This is a genomic window from Kribbella sp. NPDC048928, from assembly GCF_043197975.1.
GTDB lineage: Bacteria > Actinomycetota > Actinomycetes > Propionibacteriales > Kribbellaceae > Kribbella.
This window is the reverse complement of record NZ_JBICUC010000013.1, coordinates 71,455-87,905: the sequence shown is the minus strand read 5'-3', so window position 1 is coordinate 87,905 and position 16,451 is coordinate 71,455. Positions and strand designations below refer to the sequence as shown.

At 69.8% G+C, this 16,451-nt stretch carries 15 protein-coding genes; 11 read left to right on the top strand and 4 right to left on the bottom strand.

Features of this window, described 5'->3' with window-relative positions; all coding sequences use genetic code 11:
• Positions 1–17: 17 nt before the first annotated feature.
• Entirely contained in the window at positions 18–809 is a 792-nt protein-coding gene (locus ACGFI6_RS40095) for a sugar isomerase domain-containing protein (protein WP_393127944.1), read from the bottom strand.
• A 169-nt stretch (positions 810–978) separates the two neighbouring features.
• Here ACGFI6_RS40095 and ACGFI6_RS40090 point away from each other — a divergent pair, with 169 nt between their 5' ends.
• The gene (locus ACGFI6_RS40090) at positions 979–1,956 is read left to right on the top strand and encodes an N-acetylglucosamine kinase (RefSeq protein WP_393127943.1); all 978 of its coding nucleotides are present in this window, start codon (positions 979–981) and stop codon (positions 1,954–1,956) included.
• Here the strand turns inward: ACGFI6_RS40090 and ACGFI6_RS40085 are convergent.
• Positions 1,942–2,325 carry a YciI family protein gene (locus ACGFI6_RS40085; RefSeq protein ID WP_393127942.1) on the bottom strand — a complete coding sequence of 128 codons (384 nt, stop codon included), beginning with the start codon at positions 2,323–2,325 and terminating at the stop codon, positions 1,942–1,944. The genes ACGFI6_RS40090 and ACGFI6_RS40085 overlap by 15 nt on opposite strands.
• 93 nt (positions 2,326–2,418) lie before the next feature.
• Between ACGFI6_RS40085 and ACGFI6_RS40080 the strand changes: the two genes are divergently transcribed.
• The 3 genes from ACGFI6_RS40080 to ACGFI6_RS40070 all read left to right on the top strand — a co-directional run bounded on the left by ACGFI6_RS40080 (position 2,419) and on the right by ACGFI6_RS40070 (position 5,270).
• Positions 2,419–3,267 carry an alpha/beta fold hydrolase gene (locus ACGFI6_RS40080; protein ID WP_393127941.1) on the top strand — a complete coding sequence of 283 codons (849 nt, stop codon included), beginning with the start codon at positions 2,419–2,421 and terminating at the stop codon, positions 3,265–3,267.
• Between the two features lie 154 nt (positions 3,268–3,421).
• Positions 3,422–4,012: a helix-turn-helix domain-containing protein gene (locus ACGFI6_RS40075; protein ID WP_393127940.1), complete on the top strand. Its 591-nt coding sequence runs from the start codon at positions 3,422–3,424 to the stop codon at positions 4,010–4,012.
• 4 nt (positions 4,013–4,016) lie between these two features.
• Positions 4,017–5,270, top strand: a complete 1,254-nt coding sequence (locus tag ACGFI6_RS40070; protein WP_393127939.1) for an MFS transporter — start codon at positions 4,017–4,019, stop codon at positions 5,268–5,270.
• Here the strand turns inward: ACGFI6_RS40070 and ACGFI6_RS40065 are convergent.
• On the bottom strand, positions 5,221–6,540 hold the full coding sequence (locus tag ACGFI6_RS40065) for a hemolysin family protein (RefSeq protein WP_393127938.1): 1,320 nt from the start codon (positions 6,538–6,540) through the stop codon (positions 5,221–5,223). The genes ACGFI6_RS40070 and ACGFI6_RS40065 overlap by 50 nt on opposite strands.
• Positions 6,541–6,707: 167 nt before the next feature.
• On the opposite strand from ACGFI6_RS40065, the gene galT reads away from it, so the two are divergent.
• Positions 6,708–7,754, top strand: a complete 1,047-nt coding sequence (galT, locus tag ACGFI6_RS40060) for a galactose-1-phosphate uridylyltransferase (RefSeq protein WP_393127937.1) — start codon at positions 6,708–6,710, stop codon at positions 7,752–7,754.
• Entirely contained in the window at positions 7,751–8,881 is a 1,131-nt protein-coding gene (gene galK / locus ACGFI6_RS40055; protein ID WP_393127936.1) for a galactokinase, read from the top strand. The genes galT and galK overlap by 4 nt, the downstream gene beginning before the upstream one ends.
• A 30-nt stretch (positions 8,882–8,911) precedes the next feature.
• Here galK and ACGFI6_RS40050 read toward each other — a convergent pair whose 3' ends face one another.
• Entirely contained in the window at positions 8,912–9,724 is an 813-nt protein-coding gene (locus tag ACGFI6_RS40050) for a DeoR/GlpR family DNA-binding transcription regulator (RefSeq protein WP_393127935.1), read from the bottom strand.
• A 79-nt stretch (positions 9,725–9,803) separates the two neighbouring features.
• Here ACGFI6_RS40050 and ACGFI6_RS40045 point away from each other — a divergent pair, with 79 nt between their 5' ends.
• The 5 genes from ACGFI6_RS40045 (at position 9,804) to ACGFI6_RS40025 (ending at position 16,417) form a co-directional block, all read left to right on the top strand.
• Positions 9,804–10,976, top strand: a complete 1,173-nt coding sequence (locus tag ACGFI6_RS40045; protein ID WP_393127934.1) for a GNAT family N-acetyltransferase — start codon at positions 9,804–9,806, stop codon at positions 10,974–10,976.
• Between the two features lie 240 nt (positions 10,977–11,216).
• Positions 11,217–11,879: a GNAT family N-acetyltransferase gene (locus ACGFI6_RS40040; RefSeq protein ID WP_393127933.1), complete on the top strand. Its 663-nt coding sequence runs from the start codon at positions 11,217–11,219 to the stop codon at positions 11,877–11,879.
• A gap of 127 nt (positions 11,880–12,006) precedes the next feature.
• On the top strand, positions 12,007–12,819 hold the full coding sequence (locus ACGFI6_RS40035; protein WP_393127932.1) for a CAP domain-containing protein: 813 nt from the start codon (positions 12,007–12,009) through the stop codon (positions 12,817–12,819).
• A gap of 201 nt (positions 12,820–13,020) precedes the next feature.
• Positions 13,021–14,019, top strand: a complete 999-nt coding sequence (locus ACGFI6_RS40030; protein WP_393127931.1) for a CAP domain-containing protein — start codon at positions 13,021–13,023, stop codon at positions 14,017–14,019.
• Between the two features lie 238 nt (positions 14,020–14,257).
• Positions 14,258–16,417 carry a hypothetical protein gene (locus ACGFI6_RS40025; RefSeq protein WP_393127930.1) on the top strand — a complete coding sequence of 720 codons (2,160 nt, stop codon included), beginning with the start codon at positions 14,258–14,260 and terminating at the stop codon, positions 16,415–16,417.
• The last annotated feature ends 34 nt before the right edge of the window (positions 16,418–16,451 follow it).

The window sequence follows — 16,451 nt, the reverse complement described above, 5'->3', positions numbered from 1 at the left end:
AGTACGTCGGGGTGGCTTCAGGCCGTACGGCGGATGCGACCCGCGTACCGGGCCTCCAGGGCGTGGTTGTGTTCGTCGCCGCCCGGGATGTTCGCGGACAGGTACACCGGAGGCGTCTCGCCGGCGTCGGTCATCCGGCGCAGCACCTCGGCGACCAGCATCTGCGCGATCAGCGCGGCGGTGATCGACGAGACCGCACACACCTTGCCGGCACCGTCGGGCAGGTCCAGGACGGAGTCGCCGTACGGGGCCTGGTTGTCGAGCACCACGTCCGCGAAGTCAATCAGCTTCTTGCCGGACGGGTGCCGGGAATCCATCCCACCGGTGTGCTGCAGCGAGGTGATCGCGATCAGCGGGTGACCCTTCTCCTTCACCACGCTCGCGAGCTCGACGATCGACCCGTTCACACCGGAGTTCGAGGCGATCACGAAGACGTCGCCCGCCCGGGCCGCGGACAGGTCGTAGAGCTTCCGCGAGTACTCCGGGTTGCGCTCCAGCTCGGCACTGCGGAGCAGCTCCGGCGGCTCGCCACCGAGCAGCACCAGGTCACGCAGCGCGATCCGGTTGGTCGCGATCAGCCCACCGGCCCGGCCGGCGATCTCCATCGCGAGCGCCTCGGAGTGCCCGGAACCGAACGCCTGGATGACGCCGTCAGCGCGCAGCGAGGTCGTCATCAGCTCGGCGGCGTCCTGGATCGGGCCGTCGATCTCGGCGGTGACCGCCGCCAGCACCGGCATCAGGGTCTGCACATAAGCCTGCGCGCTCACGCCGCCCGTACTGCCCGTCTCCCCCATGTGACTGCCGGCCATCAGGCCCACCCCTCGACTGATCCGCTCGTTGCGACACTCGAAGTGCCGACAAATGCGCGAGTTTGCGGTTTGCTGGACAGAACTTTTCTCAACTCACAGCTAAAGTCAAGGCTCATCCGTCTGATCTCCCCATTCGGGACAGTTGCGTAAGCAGTTTGGAGCATGGCGTATGTCGGACGAACTTGTCCTGGGCGGGGACCTCGGCGGCACCTCCACCCGGATCGTGATCGCGGACTCCGAGGGCAACGTAGTCGGTCGCGGTGCTGCCGCGGGCGGCAATCCGACCAGTCATCCCGCAAGTGCGGCGGCCAACTTCGGCCAGGCGCTTCACACCGCGCTCGCCGGGCTGCATGCGGCGGCCGTGCGGGCCGGGGTCGTCGGCATGGCCGGGGGCGTCGCGCTGCAGCGGCCGGAGGTGGCCGCGCAGTTCGAGGCCGCCTGGACCGGCGCGGGCCTCACCGTGGCCCCGGCGTACATCGGTGATCTCGAGGTCGCGTTCGCCTCCGGTACGCCGGAGCCGGACGGCACCGTACTGATCGCAGGCACCGGCAGCAACGCCGGCCTGGTGCGCAACCATCAACTGCTCCGTACGTCCGGCGGGCACGGTTGGCTGCTCGGCGACGACGGATCCGGATTCTGGCTCGGCCGGGAAGCGGTCCGCAGCGTCCTGCAGGCGCTGGACCTGCGGGAGCCGCTGGGCCTCCTCGAACGGGCCGTCGTGCAGGCGCTCCTGCCCGATCGGGACGAGCCTGCCGTTGCACATCGTGAAGGATACGACTCACTACGTGACGATGTGGTGCGGACGGTGAACAGCCGGCCACCGGTCCTGCTCGCAGAGTTGGCGCCCGCGGTGATCGCGGCGTACGCCCAGCACGACGAGACTGCACAAACCCTGGTGAAACGCGCAGCCGAACTGCTCACAGAGACCGTCGCACGGCTGAAGACCTCCGCACACAGCGGCCCCATGGTGCTGGCCGGCAGCGTCGCCGGCGAGTCCTCCCCGGTCGGCCAACTGATCCGGGAACACTTCGCCGGCGACGTCCACACCGCCCGCGACGGAGTCGGAGGCGCCACCTGGCTGGCCCTCGGCGCCCTCAACCCCGCCCTGGCCACAACCGAGAACCACGCCCGCCTAGTCGAACACTGAGACCGGGCGGACCTCGACGGCGTAGAACTCGGCCTCGGGGATGGTGGCGGCCACTTCTTCGGCGCGTTGCTGGTCGGCGACGTCGATCAGGAAGACGCCGGCGAGCTGCTCCTTGGCCTCGGAGTACGGGCCGTCGGTGGTGGCGCGGATGCCTTCGCGGACCCGGACCACCCGGGTCTTCGACGGCGGGTCGAGCGGTACGGCGGTGATCAGCTCGCCGCTCTTGTCGAGGTCGGTGAGCAGCTTGTCGAGCTGCGCGGCGAGCGCCTCGCGGGCCTTCTTCGGCAGCGCCTTGCCCTCCTCGGTGTGCAGGAACGACGGGTGGCCCCAGGTGATCGGGTTGCTGTGGATGAGCAGCAGGTACTTCATGTCCGGTAGTCCTTTCGGGTCAAGTGGATCTTCGCAGCAGAGGTCGGACACGACACCGCGCACTCGACATTCGGAGCATTTAGGCTTCGCGGCATGGACGAGATCGACTTCCGGCTGGCCGACGGACGAGTGCTGCACGGGTACGACAGCGCGCCCGGCGGCGACGCGCAGCTGACCGTCGTCTGGCATCACGGCACACCCAACCTCGGTACGCCGCCCGCGCCGCTTGCCGCGATGAGCGAACGGCTCGGGATCCGCTGGATCGGGTTCGACCGACCGGGCTACGGCGGCTCGTCACCGAATCCGGGTCGCACGGTCGCATCGGGTGCGGCCGACCTCATCGCAGTCCTCGACACACTCGGCATCGAGACCTGCGCCCTGATGGGCTACTCCGGCGGCGGCACGTTCGCGCTCGGCGCGGCCGCGGTCCTGGGCGATCGGGTCACCGCTGTCGCCACACTGGCCGCGATCGCGCCGTACTCCGCCGAAGGTCTCGACTGGTACGACGGCATGATCCCGTCGGGTCTCGCATCGCTGCACGCCGCGGCCGCCGGGCGCGCGGAACGCCTCCAGAACGAGTCCGTCGAGTACGACCCGGAGTTCACCGACGACGATCTCGCACTGTTCGCAGGCGAGTGGGGCTGGCTCGGCTCGGTCGCGGGCGACAAGGCAATGCCGAACGGCCCCGACGGCGCGGTCGACGACGACTGCTCGTACGTCGTCCCGTGGGGCTGCGACCCGACCACCATCACCGCGCCCGTCCTGCTCCAGCACGGCACCGCCGACCGCATCATCCCCAGCTCACACGGCGAATGGCTGGCCGCCCACCTCCCCACCGCCACCCTGGACCTCCACCAGGCCCTCAGCCACATCACCATCCTCACCCAGGCCGAACCCGCCCTGCGCTGGCTCCACGAGCACGCCGTACCGAAGAACGGGTAGTGGTTCCCGGTCGGCCCCGCCGCGCCGCCGCGCCGCACCGCAGTCGGCCACGCACCACCGGATGAGGGCGGACCACTACCCGTTCTTCGGCACGCCGCACCACATTCCAAGCAATGGCTTGACATCGCCATCGGGTCCAATGCATATTCCAAGCATGTCTTTGGAGAACGATCCGCGGCGGGCCCGGCTGCTCGACGATCCGCTGGCGATCCGGGCGCTGGCGCATCCGGTGCGGCTGGATCTGCAGTCGCTGCTCGGGCGCGAGGGGCCGCTGACGGCGGCCGAGGCGGCGCGGCGGCTCGGGATCAGTCAGGCGCTGGCGTCACATCACCTGCGGCAGCTGGCGAAGTACGACTTCGTCGAGCCCGCGCCCGGCAAGGACAACCGGGAACGGCCCTGGCGACTGGTGTCGACCTCGCAGTCCTGGCGGGATGCCGCCCGAACTCCCGAGGGCGCCGCGGCGGCCGAGGTACTCGAGCAGTTGCTGGCCGAACGCGCACTGGAACGCCTCAGCCAGTGGCAGCAGCAACGCCCGTCCGAGGACGAGGTCTGGCGCGAGCACGCAGGCATCGGCCAGAGCGGCTTCTACCTGACCGGCGACGAGCTGGCCGAGCTCGTCACCCAGATCGACGCCCTGATCCAGCACTGGGTCGACGAGCGACCGATCGACGACCAGTCCACCCGTCCGCCCGGGAGCAGGCACGTCTCCATGACCCAGATCGTCACGATCTCGCCCGAGGAGTAAGAGCATGAAGGACTTGTGGGGCGTCCTGGTACGGCAGCGTGACTATCGGCTGATGCTCAGCGCGGGGCTGATCTCGCTGATCGGCGACTGGTTGCTGCGCACGGGACTCGCGTTCCAGGTGTACGTACTGACCGGATCCACGCTGGCCTCGGGCGGCCTGCTGCTCGCGTCGTTCCTGCCCGCCGTACTGCTCGGCTCCCTGGCCGGCGTCTTCGTCGACCGGTGGAACCAGCGGACCACCATGATCGTGACGAACGTCCTGAACGCGGTGGTCCTGCTGCCGCTGATCGCCGTCCACGACGCAAGCACGATCTGGATCGTGTACGGCGTCGTGCTCGCGCAGAGCTGTCTGCAGCAGTTCTTCACGCCGGCCGAGCAGTCACTCGTACCGGTGCTGGTGAACGCGGACCAGTTGGTGACCGCGAACGCGCTGAACAGCCAGATCCGCGACCTCGCCCGGCTCATCGGCGCGGCGCTCGGCGGCGTACTGGCAGCGGCCGGCGGGCTCACCCTGCTCGCGCTCGGGGACGCCGCGACGTTCCTGGTTGCGGTTGTCCTGGTCGCTGGGATGCGGCACCGGCACGCGAAACCGCAGCACGACGAGGAGTCGGCGGGCGGCGCGATCAAGCGGCTCAAGGAGGAGTGGACCGAAGGGCTGCGGCTGTGTGTCGCGGGTCCGGCGATGCGGTTGTTCTTCGTGTTCTGCCTGGTCACCGGCTTCGGCGAGGGCATCATGAGCACGCTGTTCGCGCCGTTCGTGAGCGCCGAGATCGGCGGCGACGGGCAGGTGTACGGACTGATCGTCTCGTCGCAGGCGATCGGCGGGATCGTCGGTGGACTGGTCGCGGCCGCGATCGGATCCCGCTGGCCGGCCGCGAGCCTGTGGGGTATCGGTGCACTCGCGTTCGGGCTGATCGACACCGCGCTGTTCCTCTACCCGCTGGCATCGCAGAGTGTGATTCCGGCGTTCGTCTGCATGATCGTCGTCGGCCTGCCCGGAGCGCTCACCGTCGCCGGCATGATGACCGTCTTCCAGAACCTGACCGTCGACGGCACCCGCGGCCGGATCTACGGCGCTGTCGGTGCCGCCGAGAGCGTCGCCGTACTGCTCGGCATCGCCGCCGCCGGCCTGCTCGGCGACATCGTCGGCATCATCCCGGTACTGGTCTTCCAAGGCCTCGGGTACGTCGTCGGCGGGCTGGTCGTCCTCATTCGGCGACAGGCGCTGGAGACTCGGACTGTTCCTCAGCCGGTGTGACCAGGTGCAGGCGGACGCGGGCGACCCGGCGGCCGTCCATCTCGGTGACGGTCAGGGTGTGCGCGATCAGCTGGACCTCGTCGCCGGTCGACGGAACCTTCCCGAGGCGGGCGGCGAGGAAGCCGCCGACGGTCTCGTACGGGCCGTCGGGCAGCTCGATCGTGGTGGCGTCGGCGAAGTCGTCGAGGTTCAGCAGGCCGTCGACCTCGATGTCGCCGCTGCGCAGCCGGGTGGTCTCGGCCGGCTCCTCGTCGTACTCGTCCTTGATGTCGCCGATCAGCTCCTCGACCAGGTCCTCGAGCGTCACGATGCCCGCCGTACCGCCGTACTCGTCGAGGACGATCGCGAGGTGCGTGCTGCGCCGGCGCATCTCGGTCAGCGTGGGCAGCAGTTTCGCGGTGTCGGGCAGCATCAGGACGTCGCGCGCCAGGTCCCCGACCCGGACCGAGCGGGACGCGACGGCCGGGTCGAACAGGTCCCGGACGTGCACGAACCCGACGATGTCGTCGGCCGAGCCGTTCATCACCGGGTACCGCGAGTGCGGCCGCTCGGCGGCGAACTTGACCGCCTTGTAGGCCGGCATCTCGGCGTCGACGAAGTCCACCTCGGTGCGCGGCAGCATCAGCTCCCGGAGCTGCCGGCTGGCGGCCTCGAAGACGTCGTCGACGATCTTGCGCTCCTCCTCGCCGAGCGACTCGCTCGCCGAGACCAGGTCCCGGAGCTCCTCGTCGCTCATCACCTCGCGGTTCGCGTTCGGGTCGCCGCCGAGCGCGCGCACCACCAGGTCGGTCGACCGCGAGAGCAGCCAGATCACCGGGCGGGCGCCGGACGCGATCCGGTCCACCAGCGGGCTGAGGGCGAGCGCGAAGCCTTCCGCCCGTTGCAGCGCGAGACGTTTCGCGGCCAGCTCGCCGATCACGATCGAGACGTACGAGATCAGGATCGTGATCAGGATCAGCGCGACCGTGTCCGCCACCGACTCCGGGAGGCCGAGGTTCTGCAGGTGCGGCGAGAGGCCGTCGGCCAGCGTCGCGCCACCGAAGGCGGCGGACAGGAAGCCCATCAGGGTCACGCCGATCTGCACGGCGGACAGGAAGCGGTTCGGGTTGGCGGCCACCTTGGCGACGATCTCGCCGCGCTTGCCGCGCTGGGAGAGGGCCTTCAGCTGGCTTTCCCGCAGTGATACGAGGGCCATCTCGGCGGCGGCGAAGACCCCGCCGATCAGCACGAAGACCAGAATCAGAACGATGTTCAGCAGGGTGTCGTTCATGGGTCGGAGTTCCTAGCGCCCTCTCGTAGACAGCCGAGAGGGCGGGCGTTGGGCGTAGTCGTCCATCTAGCTACTCTACCGGCGACGGGTATCACGATGCATGTTCGAGTTTGTTGGTTTACGATGATTCCTGGCCGGACGCAGCGTGCGGCCGGGGAGGTCACACGATGAAGACACCGCGCGGTGTACGCCGTACCGACACCACCTTGTCGGACGGCCGCGACCTGATCTACTACGACCCGGCCGACGCGCCGGTCCGGGTACCGCTCGAGGACACCCGCGGCCTGCCCGCCCCGCAGCCCCAGGTGGAGCTGCGCACCGACCCGCTGACCGGTGACGTGATCACGTACGCCACGCACCGCAACACCCGGACCTACCTGCCGCCGGCGGACCAGTGCCCGCTCTGCCCGAGCAAGCCGGGCAACCCGACCGAGATCCCGGACCACGACTACAACGTCGCCGTCTTCGAGAACCGGTTCCCGTCCTTCGCCGGCCCCGGCCGGACCGAGGTGGTCTGCTTCACGAGCAACCACAACGGCTCGTTCACCGGCCTGTCGCAGGGTCAGGCGCGGCTGGTCGTCGACACCTGGGCCGACCGGACCGCCGACCTGAGCGCCCGCGACGACGTCGAACTGGTCTTCCCGTTCGAGAACCGCGGCCGCGAGATCGGCGTCACGCTCAGCCACCCGCACGGCCAGATCTACGCCTACCCGTTCGTCCCGCCGCGGATGCGGACCCTGCTGGCGCAGGCCCGCAAGCACCAGGAGGTTGCCGGCAGCAACCTGTTCGCCGACGTCCTGGCCGCCGAACGCAAGGAGGGCACCCGCGTCGTCGCGCAGAACGGCAACTGGACCGCGTTCGTCCCGGAGGCCGCCCGCTGGCCGGTCGAGGTGCATCTGTACCCGCACCGCCAGGTCGGCGGCATCGACGAACTGTCGGTCGGCGAGCGCGACGACTTCGCCGAGCTGTACCTCGACGTCCTGCACCGCCTCGACGGCCTGTACGGCGAGCCGCTGCCCTACATCGCCGCCTGGCACCAGGCCCCGGTCCGGGTCGACCGCGAGCTCGGCTACCTGCACCTGGAGGTGTTGTCGATCCGGCGCGCGAAGGACAAGATCAAGTACCTGGCCGGCTCCGAGTCCGGCATGGGCGCATTCATCAGCGACACCCGGCCGGAAGACGTGGCCGAGACCCTGCGGAAGGCCGGTTCGTGAGCTCCTTCGAGAAAGTCTTCGGTACGGCGCCGGACGGCAGCTGGCGGGCACCGGGCCGGGTCAACCTGATCGGTGAGCACACCGACTACAACGACGGGCTCGTGCTGCCGATCGCGCTGCCGAACCGGATCCTGATCACCGCGTCGAAGCGCGACGACGGACGGATCGCGGTCGCGTCCAGTGGGCACGACGGCGTGATCGAGTTCGCGCTCGACGAGCTGGCCCCGGGTTCGGTGGGCGACTGGGCCGCGTACCCCGCTGGTGCCGCCTGGGTGCTGCGCGAGTCCGGGTACGCGATCGGCGGGGCGAACCTGCTCGTCGACTCCGACCTCCCGTCCGGCGCAGGCCTGTCGTCGTCCGCCGCGCTGCTGTGTGCCACCTCCGTCGCGCTGCTCGGGTTGCGCGGCATCGAGGTCGACCCGGCCGAGGTTGCCCGGCTCGCCCAGCGCGCCGAGAACCAGTACGTCGGTGCGCCGGTCGGGCTGATGGATCAGATGGCGTCGATGTGCTGCACCGCGGGCCACGCGCTGTTCTTCGACATCCGCGCGATGTCTACCGACCAGATCCCGTTCGACCCGCCGGCCGACGACCTCGCCCTGCTCGTCGTCGACGTGAAGGCACCGCACCGGCACGTCGACGGCGAGTACGCCGCGCGCCGGAAGAGCTGCGAGCAGGCGGCCGCCGAGCTGGGCGTACCGGCTCTGCGATCGATTGCGTTCGGGGATCTCGACGATGCGCTGACCCGGTTGTCCGACGACGTCGTACGGCGTCGCGTACGGCATGTGGTGACGGAGATCCGGCGGGTCGAGGACGCGGTCGCGCTGATGCACGCCGGGAAGTTGCGCGAGGTCGGTCCGCTGTTCACCGCATCGCACGCCTCGCTGCGCGACGACTTCGAGATCACCGTTCCGGAGCTGGACGTCGCGGTCGACACCGCACTTGAGGCCGGTGCGCTCGGTGCGCGGATGACCGGCGGCGGGTTCGGCGGCTGCATCATCGCGCTGGTCGAGGCGCCGGCGGCGGACGCGGTGCTGTCCGCGATCGAGAAAGCCTTTGCGGAGCACGGTTTCACGGCCCCGACCTCACTCGCCGCGACACCGTCCGCGGGGGCTTCGCGGGTCAGCTAGGAAGCGACTCGGGTAAGGACGCGACTCGGGCTAGGACGCGACGATCAGGTCGCAGCCGGTGTCGCGCATCGCCTTGCGGGCGGCGGCCGAGAGGCCGTTGTCCGTGACGATCACGTCCAGATCCGGCCAGTTCGCGAACGTACTCAGACCGACGGTCCCCCACTTGGTGTGGTCCGCGACCACGACCACCTCGCGGCTGGCGGCGATGAACGACCGGTTGGTCTCGGCCTCCATCAGGTTCGGTGTGCTCAGCCCGTGCTCGGCGTCGACGCCGTGCGCCCCGAGGAACAACAGGTCCAGGTGCAGCGACGCCAGCGCGGCGGTGGCGATCGGGCCGACCAATGCATCCGAGGGCGTCCGGATGCCGCCGATCAGTACGACGGTGCGATCCGAGCGGCCGTTGCCGTGGAACACGTCCGCGATCCGGGCCGAGTTCGTGACGACGGTCAGGTTCTCCACGCGGAGCAGTTGACGGGCGAGCGCGTACGTCGTCGTACCGGCGCCGATGCCGATCGCGCTGTCCGGCTGCACGCGGGTGGCGGCCTCTGCAGCGATCGCCTGCTTGGCCGCGGACTCCTGCGTCAGCTTGGCGTCGAAGCCCGGTTCGTGCGCGCTGCGCAGACCGACCGACGTCGCGCCACCGTGCACCTTGTGCAGCAGGCCGCTGGAGTCGAGGGCGTCCAGATCGCGCCGGATCGTCATGTCCGACACGCCGAACCGGTCGACCAGCTCGGCGACCGTGATCGCACCGCGGCTGTTGACCTCGGCAACGATCGTGGCCTGCCGCTGGGCGGCCAACTGGCCCCCACGCCCGCGGGGCGGTTCTGCTCCGGCTGCGTTCACGCTCCACAGCCTAGTGTCGAAACGTCTTCGTGTCAGTGAAATGCGTTGCCGACGAGGTGGCAGCGAGTCACCCTGAAGCATGCGCTTTCCCGAAGACGTGCCCGTGCTGACCGACGACGTGGTGACCCTGCGTGCGGCGACACCGGCCGACGTAGACCCCGCGTACCGGCTCTGCCAGGACCCGGAGATGCAGCAGTGGACCACGATCCCGCTCCCGTACCTGCGCGAGCACGCCGTGAACTTCCTGACCCAGCTGGTCCCGAACGGCTGGCGTGAGAACACCGCGTGGGGCTGGGTGATCGAGTACGACGGCCAGTACGTCGGAACGATCGACCTGCACGACGGTGAGGGCGGCGTCGGCGAGGTCGGCTTCGCCGTGTCGCCCGAGGTCCGCGGCAAGGGCGTGATGACGCGGGCGCTCAAGCTCGTCGTCCGGTACGCGTTCGACGAGCTGGGCTGGAAGCGCGTGATCTGGCGGGCGTTCGTCGGCAACCTGGGCAGCCGCAAGGTCGCCTGGAAGGTCGGGTTCCACGACCTGGTGACGATCCCGGGCGGCGGCCGCGCCCGTGGCGTCCGCAAGGACGAATGGGTCGCGACGATCGGGCGCGACGACCCGCTGGAGCCGAAGGGCAACTGGTGGACCGTGCCCGTACTCGAAGGCGACGGGATCCGGCTGCGGCCGTTGCGCGAGTCGGATGCCCAGCGGGTGATGGAGGCGTGCAACGACGAGCGGACCCAGCTGTGGCTGACGGGGATGCCGTCGCCGTACGGGCTCGAGGACGCACTGGGCTTCATCACGACCCGTTCGGAGGCCGCGGCGAGCGGTGAGGCAGTCGCGTGGGCGATCGCGGACGCGCAGACCGACGAACTCCTTGGCAATGTCAGCGTCTTCGGCCTGGGCGGCCGGATGGACAAGACCCGTGGCGAGATCGGGTACTGGATGCACCCCGCCGCGCGCGGCCGCCAGGTGATGACGACCGCGGTCCAACTGCTGCTGAGCCACGCGTTCAGGCCGATCGAGGACGGCGGCCTCGGGCGCCGGCGAATGATCGTGCGCTGCGCCGACGCGAACACCGCCTCCGCGCACGTTGCCGAGATCAACGGATTCACCAAGGTCGGCAACGAACGCCAGGCCGACCCGCGCCGCGACGGCAGCTACGACAACATGCTCACCTACGACCTGCTCGCCGACGAGTACACCGCCCCACAAACCACCACCCCGCCGGTCACCACCCCGCCGGCCACCGACTGAGCGGCGCCCCCCAACAGGAGCGGATATCCACTCCTGTTGTGGCTTCTCTGCTCGCATTCCAGTGGAGAACCCGCAACGCGGATGGATATCCGTTGGAGTGTGGGGGCGGCCCGAAGGGTTGACCTGCGCGAGCGTGGGGGAGTATTGGTCACCGCCCGCAGGCAGTGGTTTACGGCCAGTTGGTGTCACGCGACACCGGTTCCCCTCGCCGTCGCGCTGCCGGGCTGCTTGAATCGACGGGTGAGAGATCGTGAGGAACTCGTCCGCCGCTGGCAGGCCGGGTGGTCCGTCTCGCGGGGCTGGACCACGGTTGAGGACGCCGACGACGGCATCCTGATCGTCCGGGCCGGCGAGGAGAGCCGCCCGACGGAGTACGTGGTACTGGATGCCGACGGCAAACCGGATCGGGTGGAACGCGCCGCCCAGCTGGCCTTCGCCGACGGCGGCGGCCGTGGCTCGGGCTGGATCACGCTGGCCACCGACGACAAGGAAGCCCGGATCGAGCAGCTCGAGGACCTCGGTCTCGAGGTCCAGCAGGACCAGGACTGGCTGATGACGATCCAGTTGTCGGAGCAGCCGGCGCTGAAGCTGCACGAACGCTACGCGTTGCACACCGAGCTCGAGGACGACCTGATCATCACCCGCGCCACGCAGCACGGCGGCGTGGTGTCGAGCGGGCGGATGGCCGTGGTCGGTGAGGACGCCGTGGCCGACCGGATCGAGACCGATCCGGCGCACCGCCGGCGCGGCCTCGGCAGTGCGGTGATGGCGTCGCTGGTCGAGACGGCCGCGGCGAAGGGCGCCAAGCGCGGCATCCTGATCGCGTCGATCGACGGCCTCCGGCTCTACCGCAGCCTGGGCTGGAAGGTCGTCGCAGACATCGTCATCGCCCGCTCCCGCTGACGTCCCCCAACCCCCGCGAAGCGGGATTTCTTCTCCTTCCTTTCAAACGACTGCCATAGTCAAAGGTTCGTGAAGTGGCTGGTGCTCGGGGAGTTGGCAAGCGCTGACCTGGGCAAGGCTGCTCAGCATGACGAACCACAAACGGTCCCCCGGCAACGGCGTGGCCGGTCCGCTGATCGCATCGTTGTCGGCCCTTGTCCTGCTGGGCGGCGTCGGGTGGTTCGTCGTACGCCAGACCGACAACCCGAAGGCGACCGGCCAGGAGACTCCGATCACGTCGGTCGCTCCCGCGAGTGACGACGCATCGTCCGCAACTCCGACGTACACACCGTCCCGTACGACACCGACACCGACGCCGATCCCGACGCCGACCAGATCCACGACAGCGCCGAGCCGGGGCAGTACGCGGACACCGAGCAAGACTCCTTCGCGTACTGCCACGAAGACGCCCGGCAAGTCGACGTACACACCGAAACCGCGGCACACCGCGACGCCCACACCGACGCAGACCAAGACGACCAAGCCGCCGAAGCCGGGCGGTGGATCGGGAACGGTCGAGCAGCAGGTGCTCACGCTGACCAACCAGCAGCGGGCGAAGTCCGGTTGCGGCCCGCTGACGTTCAACAAATCGCTGACCAGGGCGGCCGAGGCGCACGCGGCCGACATGGTCGCCGAGCACTTCTTCGCGCACGACAGCCTGGACGGCCGCAGCCCGTTCGACCGGATGAAGGCGGCCGGGTTCCGCGGCGGCGCGATGGCCGAGAACATCGCCGTCGGCTACACCTCCGCGTCCGCGGTCGTGACCGGGTGGATGAACAGCCCCGGGCATCGCGCGAACATCCTCAACTGCGACTACACGATGATCGGCATCGGGTACGACGGCGGCCAGGTCAAACCGGAGTGGGGCAACGGCAGCTGGGTGCAGGACTTCGGCGGCTGATCGCCGGGAAGTCCAGGCGGCGCGGCGACGTTCAGTCAATCGTTTTCTTCAGGAATCGTTAAGAGGCCTCTCGTCTCTGTAACGATGACCTCGCGCGTCGGTTAAGGTCGCTGTTCGGTGACCAGGGGGGACCTGGCTGGACCACGGGGAACGACGCGCAGTTTCGGCAACACGAAGAAACGAAGAGGATTCGCCCACCCCATGACGGATTCGCCCACCCCCCGGCGGCACCGCGGCAGCAGACGAGCTCGCAGGCGGAGCCGTGGCCTGGTCGCTCCGGTTGTCAGCGCGCTCTCGGTGCTGGTCGCGATCGGACCGGTCGTCTGGCTGATGTCGCACGACACGAGCCAGGCCGACGGCGCCGCCAAGGTGCTCAACGTCTCCGAGGACACCCGCCTCGACAACGGTTCGGCCGTTGAGGGTACGACGGCCGGGACGCCGCTGATCACCATCACCAAGACGCTGCCGAACGGCACGACGACGACAGCCGTGGTCGGCACACCGGCCCTCGGCGCGGCGCCGACGCCGAGCTCGGTCTCGACCTCGGGTACGCCGGCCACCTCCGGTACGCCGAGCGACTCGCCCAGCAGTGTGTCCACGACGCCGACCGGGCCGACCGGGCCGACTGTGCCTACGACGGGCGTGACGACCGTGACCGTACGTCCGACCACGCCGCGCACCACCCGCGGTACGACTGGCCGGCCGAGTACGACACCGACCGGCAGGCCGTCGCCGACCAAGACCCGTACGTCCGACCCGACGCCGACGGACACGTCGGAGCCACCGACCGGTGGTGGCGGGACGAACGCGCAGGAGCGGCAGGTCCTCGAGTACACGAACCAGATCCGTCAGCAGCAGGGCTGCGGCCCGCTCCGGCTGGACAGTGCACTCGTCGAGGCGGCCGGTGCGCACGCATCGGACATGGTCCGCCGGCACTACATGGACCACACGAGCCCCGACGGGCGGGATCCGGGCGACCGGATGAAGGCCGCCGGATACCGCGGGTCGAGCTGGGGCGAGAACATCGCGGCCGGGTACGACAGCGCGCAGAAGGTGGTCGCCGCCTGGATGCAGAGCGACGGGCACCGCAAGAACATCCTGAACTGCCGGTTCACCACGATCGGCATCGGGTACGACGCCGGCCGGGTCAAATCCGACTACGGGCCGGGCAGTTGGGTCCAGGACTTCGGCCGAAGCTGAGGGCCGGCGCCATGGTGGTTGTCGTCATGGATGTCATTGTGCCGAAGGCACCGAGTGTGGCTGGAACGTTGTCCCAGAGCCACAATGTCCGACCGGTTGCCGGTCGGTCGCTGCGGGTAGATCCGTCCTTGTCATGTTGCCGGACGTTCCTGGGGGGCTCCGGTGAGGCGGCTTGTGAGGGCCACCTCGACGACGAGGAACGTCGTGGGGGCGCGACTTTGAAGGGAACAACGAAATAATGTCCGAGTCCGGCAACGGCCGGTACAAACCCCGGAGGAAGGCGACCCGAGCGGCCTCCCGCTCGTCGCGTTCCGGCAACCGGTCCACTCCGCCCGCGGAATCCACACCGCCCGCACCGCCCGAACCACCGCGCTACGCACCGCGCAGCGACGAATCCCCGTTCTGGGCGAGTGCGCCCAAGGGCGGCGGCAACGAGTCGCCGTTCTGGGCCGGGAGCAACCAGTCCCGCCCAGCCACACCGCAGTACGCACCGCGCGGCGCCCTGCCCAGCTACACCACCCCTGACGCACCAGACCTGGCCGGCACCGACGCGTCCAGGGGCCTGCCAGGCACGCGCGAAAGCGGGTTTGCTTCGGGCGGGCTGTCGGGTGCGCGCGAGGGTGGGCTTGGTTCGCAGGGCTTGTCGAGTGCGCGACCGGCAGGTTCGCCGTCGTGGGTCGAGCAGTCGATCGGCGCCGACGCCGAACCTCCGTCCCGAGCCCGCCGAGCCGCCCGCGGCCCCGCAACAAGCGACGCAGATGTAACCCGCGGAACCGCAACGGGCGACGGAGCAGGCGCGCCGCAAGGTCTCGGCGAAACCGCCGGCACCTGGTCGACCCGCCGAGCAGCCGACGACTGGGCCTCCCTAGGCCCCGCCGCCACCTCCACCCCACCCGACCAAACCCCCGCGGCCTCCACCCCCGCCGCGCGGGCCGACCACGCGCTTGCGCCCTCCGCGCCTGCCGCCTACACGCCACCGGACGCCGCGCCGGCCGACGCCTCAGCAGCACCTGCCGCGCGCAGCGCCAGCACCGCATCAGGCGACCTAGCGGCCACCGGCGCCACCGCCGGCCGCCGCCCCACCACCCCCTCCACACCCGAACCCCCAACCACCACAACCCCATCCGAGTACGCGGCCGGGGCAGCGTCTGCCGGCTTCGCGGACGGCGTGGGCGCTGGGACGGCGAGCGGCAGGCTCGGCGATGGTGCCGGAAGTGCTTTCGGCGCACGAGCCGGCGAGTCGACGTACGGACAAACGCCCGGCGGCACGCCCGCGGGTGAGTCCGCGTACGGACAGGCGTCCGGCGGCGCGGCCGCGGGTGAGTCGGCGTACGGACAGGCATCCGCAGGTGCGGGTGCTGGTGGGCTGGGGGCTTACTCGGCCGGCGAAGGTTCGCATGTTGCTGGGGCCGGTGGTTCTGGGGCCGGCGGGCGTGGGAGTTCTGGGCCGGGTAGGTCCGGAGGTTCCGGCGCCGGGTCCGGGGGTTCCGGGTCCGGTGGGGCTGGAGGTGAGGGGTCTGGGCCGGGACGGCGGAGTGCTGCTCGGGTGGCGGCCGGCGGACGGGCTTCGCGCGGGCGGCGGACCCTGATCGCGGTTGCCTCGGTCATCGTGGTGATCACGCCGATCTCGTGGATCCTGCTGCACCAGCCGCAGAACGACCCGGCCGACGCCTCGATCCCGATGGTGACGCGGACGGACGACACGTACATCACCCCGTCGACGAAGCCCGCCGTCTCGACCCCGTCGGCCCGGGTGACACCAACCCCCACGGCACCTCCGACGGGTACGCCGTCCGCGACCCCGACCGACACTCCCTCGGCGACTCCGACGAGCAGTCCGACCGACTCACCGACGGACACCCCCACCGACACCCCCACCAGGGAGTCGACCCGCAACCCGACCACGGCGCCCACCTCGGCCCCGTCGTCGACCGACCCCACCACGGCCCCGACCTCCCCCGGCCGCACCGTCACCACCACCAAACCGAGCCCCACCCCCACAAGAACCACCCCACCACCCCCGGTCGACGGCGGCATGCAGGGCACCGAGCAACAACTCTTCGACATGATCGACAACGCCCGCGTGAACAACGGTTGCGCCTCGCTGAAGGAAGACCCGAGCCTCACCAATGGTGCGCGGTCGACGGCCGGCAGCCGAGCGTCGTCGGGCAGCAACCTGAACGGTGGCTCTGGGTCGCAAGCAGGTGCCGGCGGCGACAAGATGACCGTGCAGCAGGCCTACAACCAGATCATGAAGAACAGCAAGAGCACCGTTCTGAACTGCGGTCTGACAACCCTCGGGGTCGGCACGGGCTCGGCCCCTCACGACAGCGGCCTGCTCTGCCCGCTGCTCTGCGGGACGACTACGCGCTACGCCTGGGTGGCGAACTTCTCGTAGTGGTTCGGCGCTGTTCTCGCGGGTTGGTGCGACC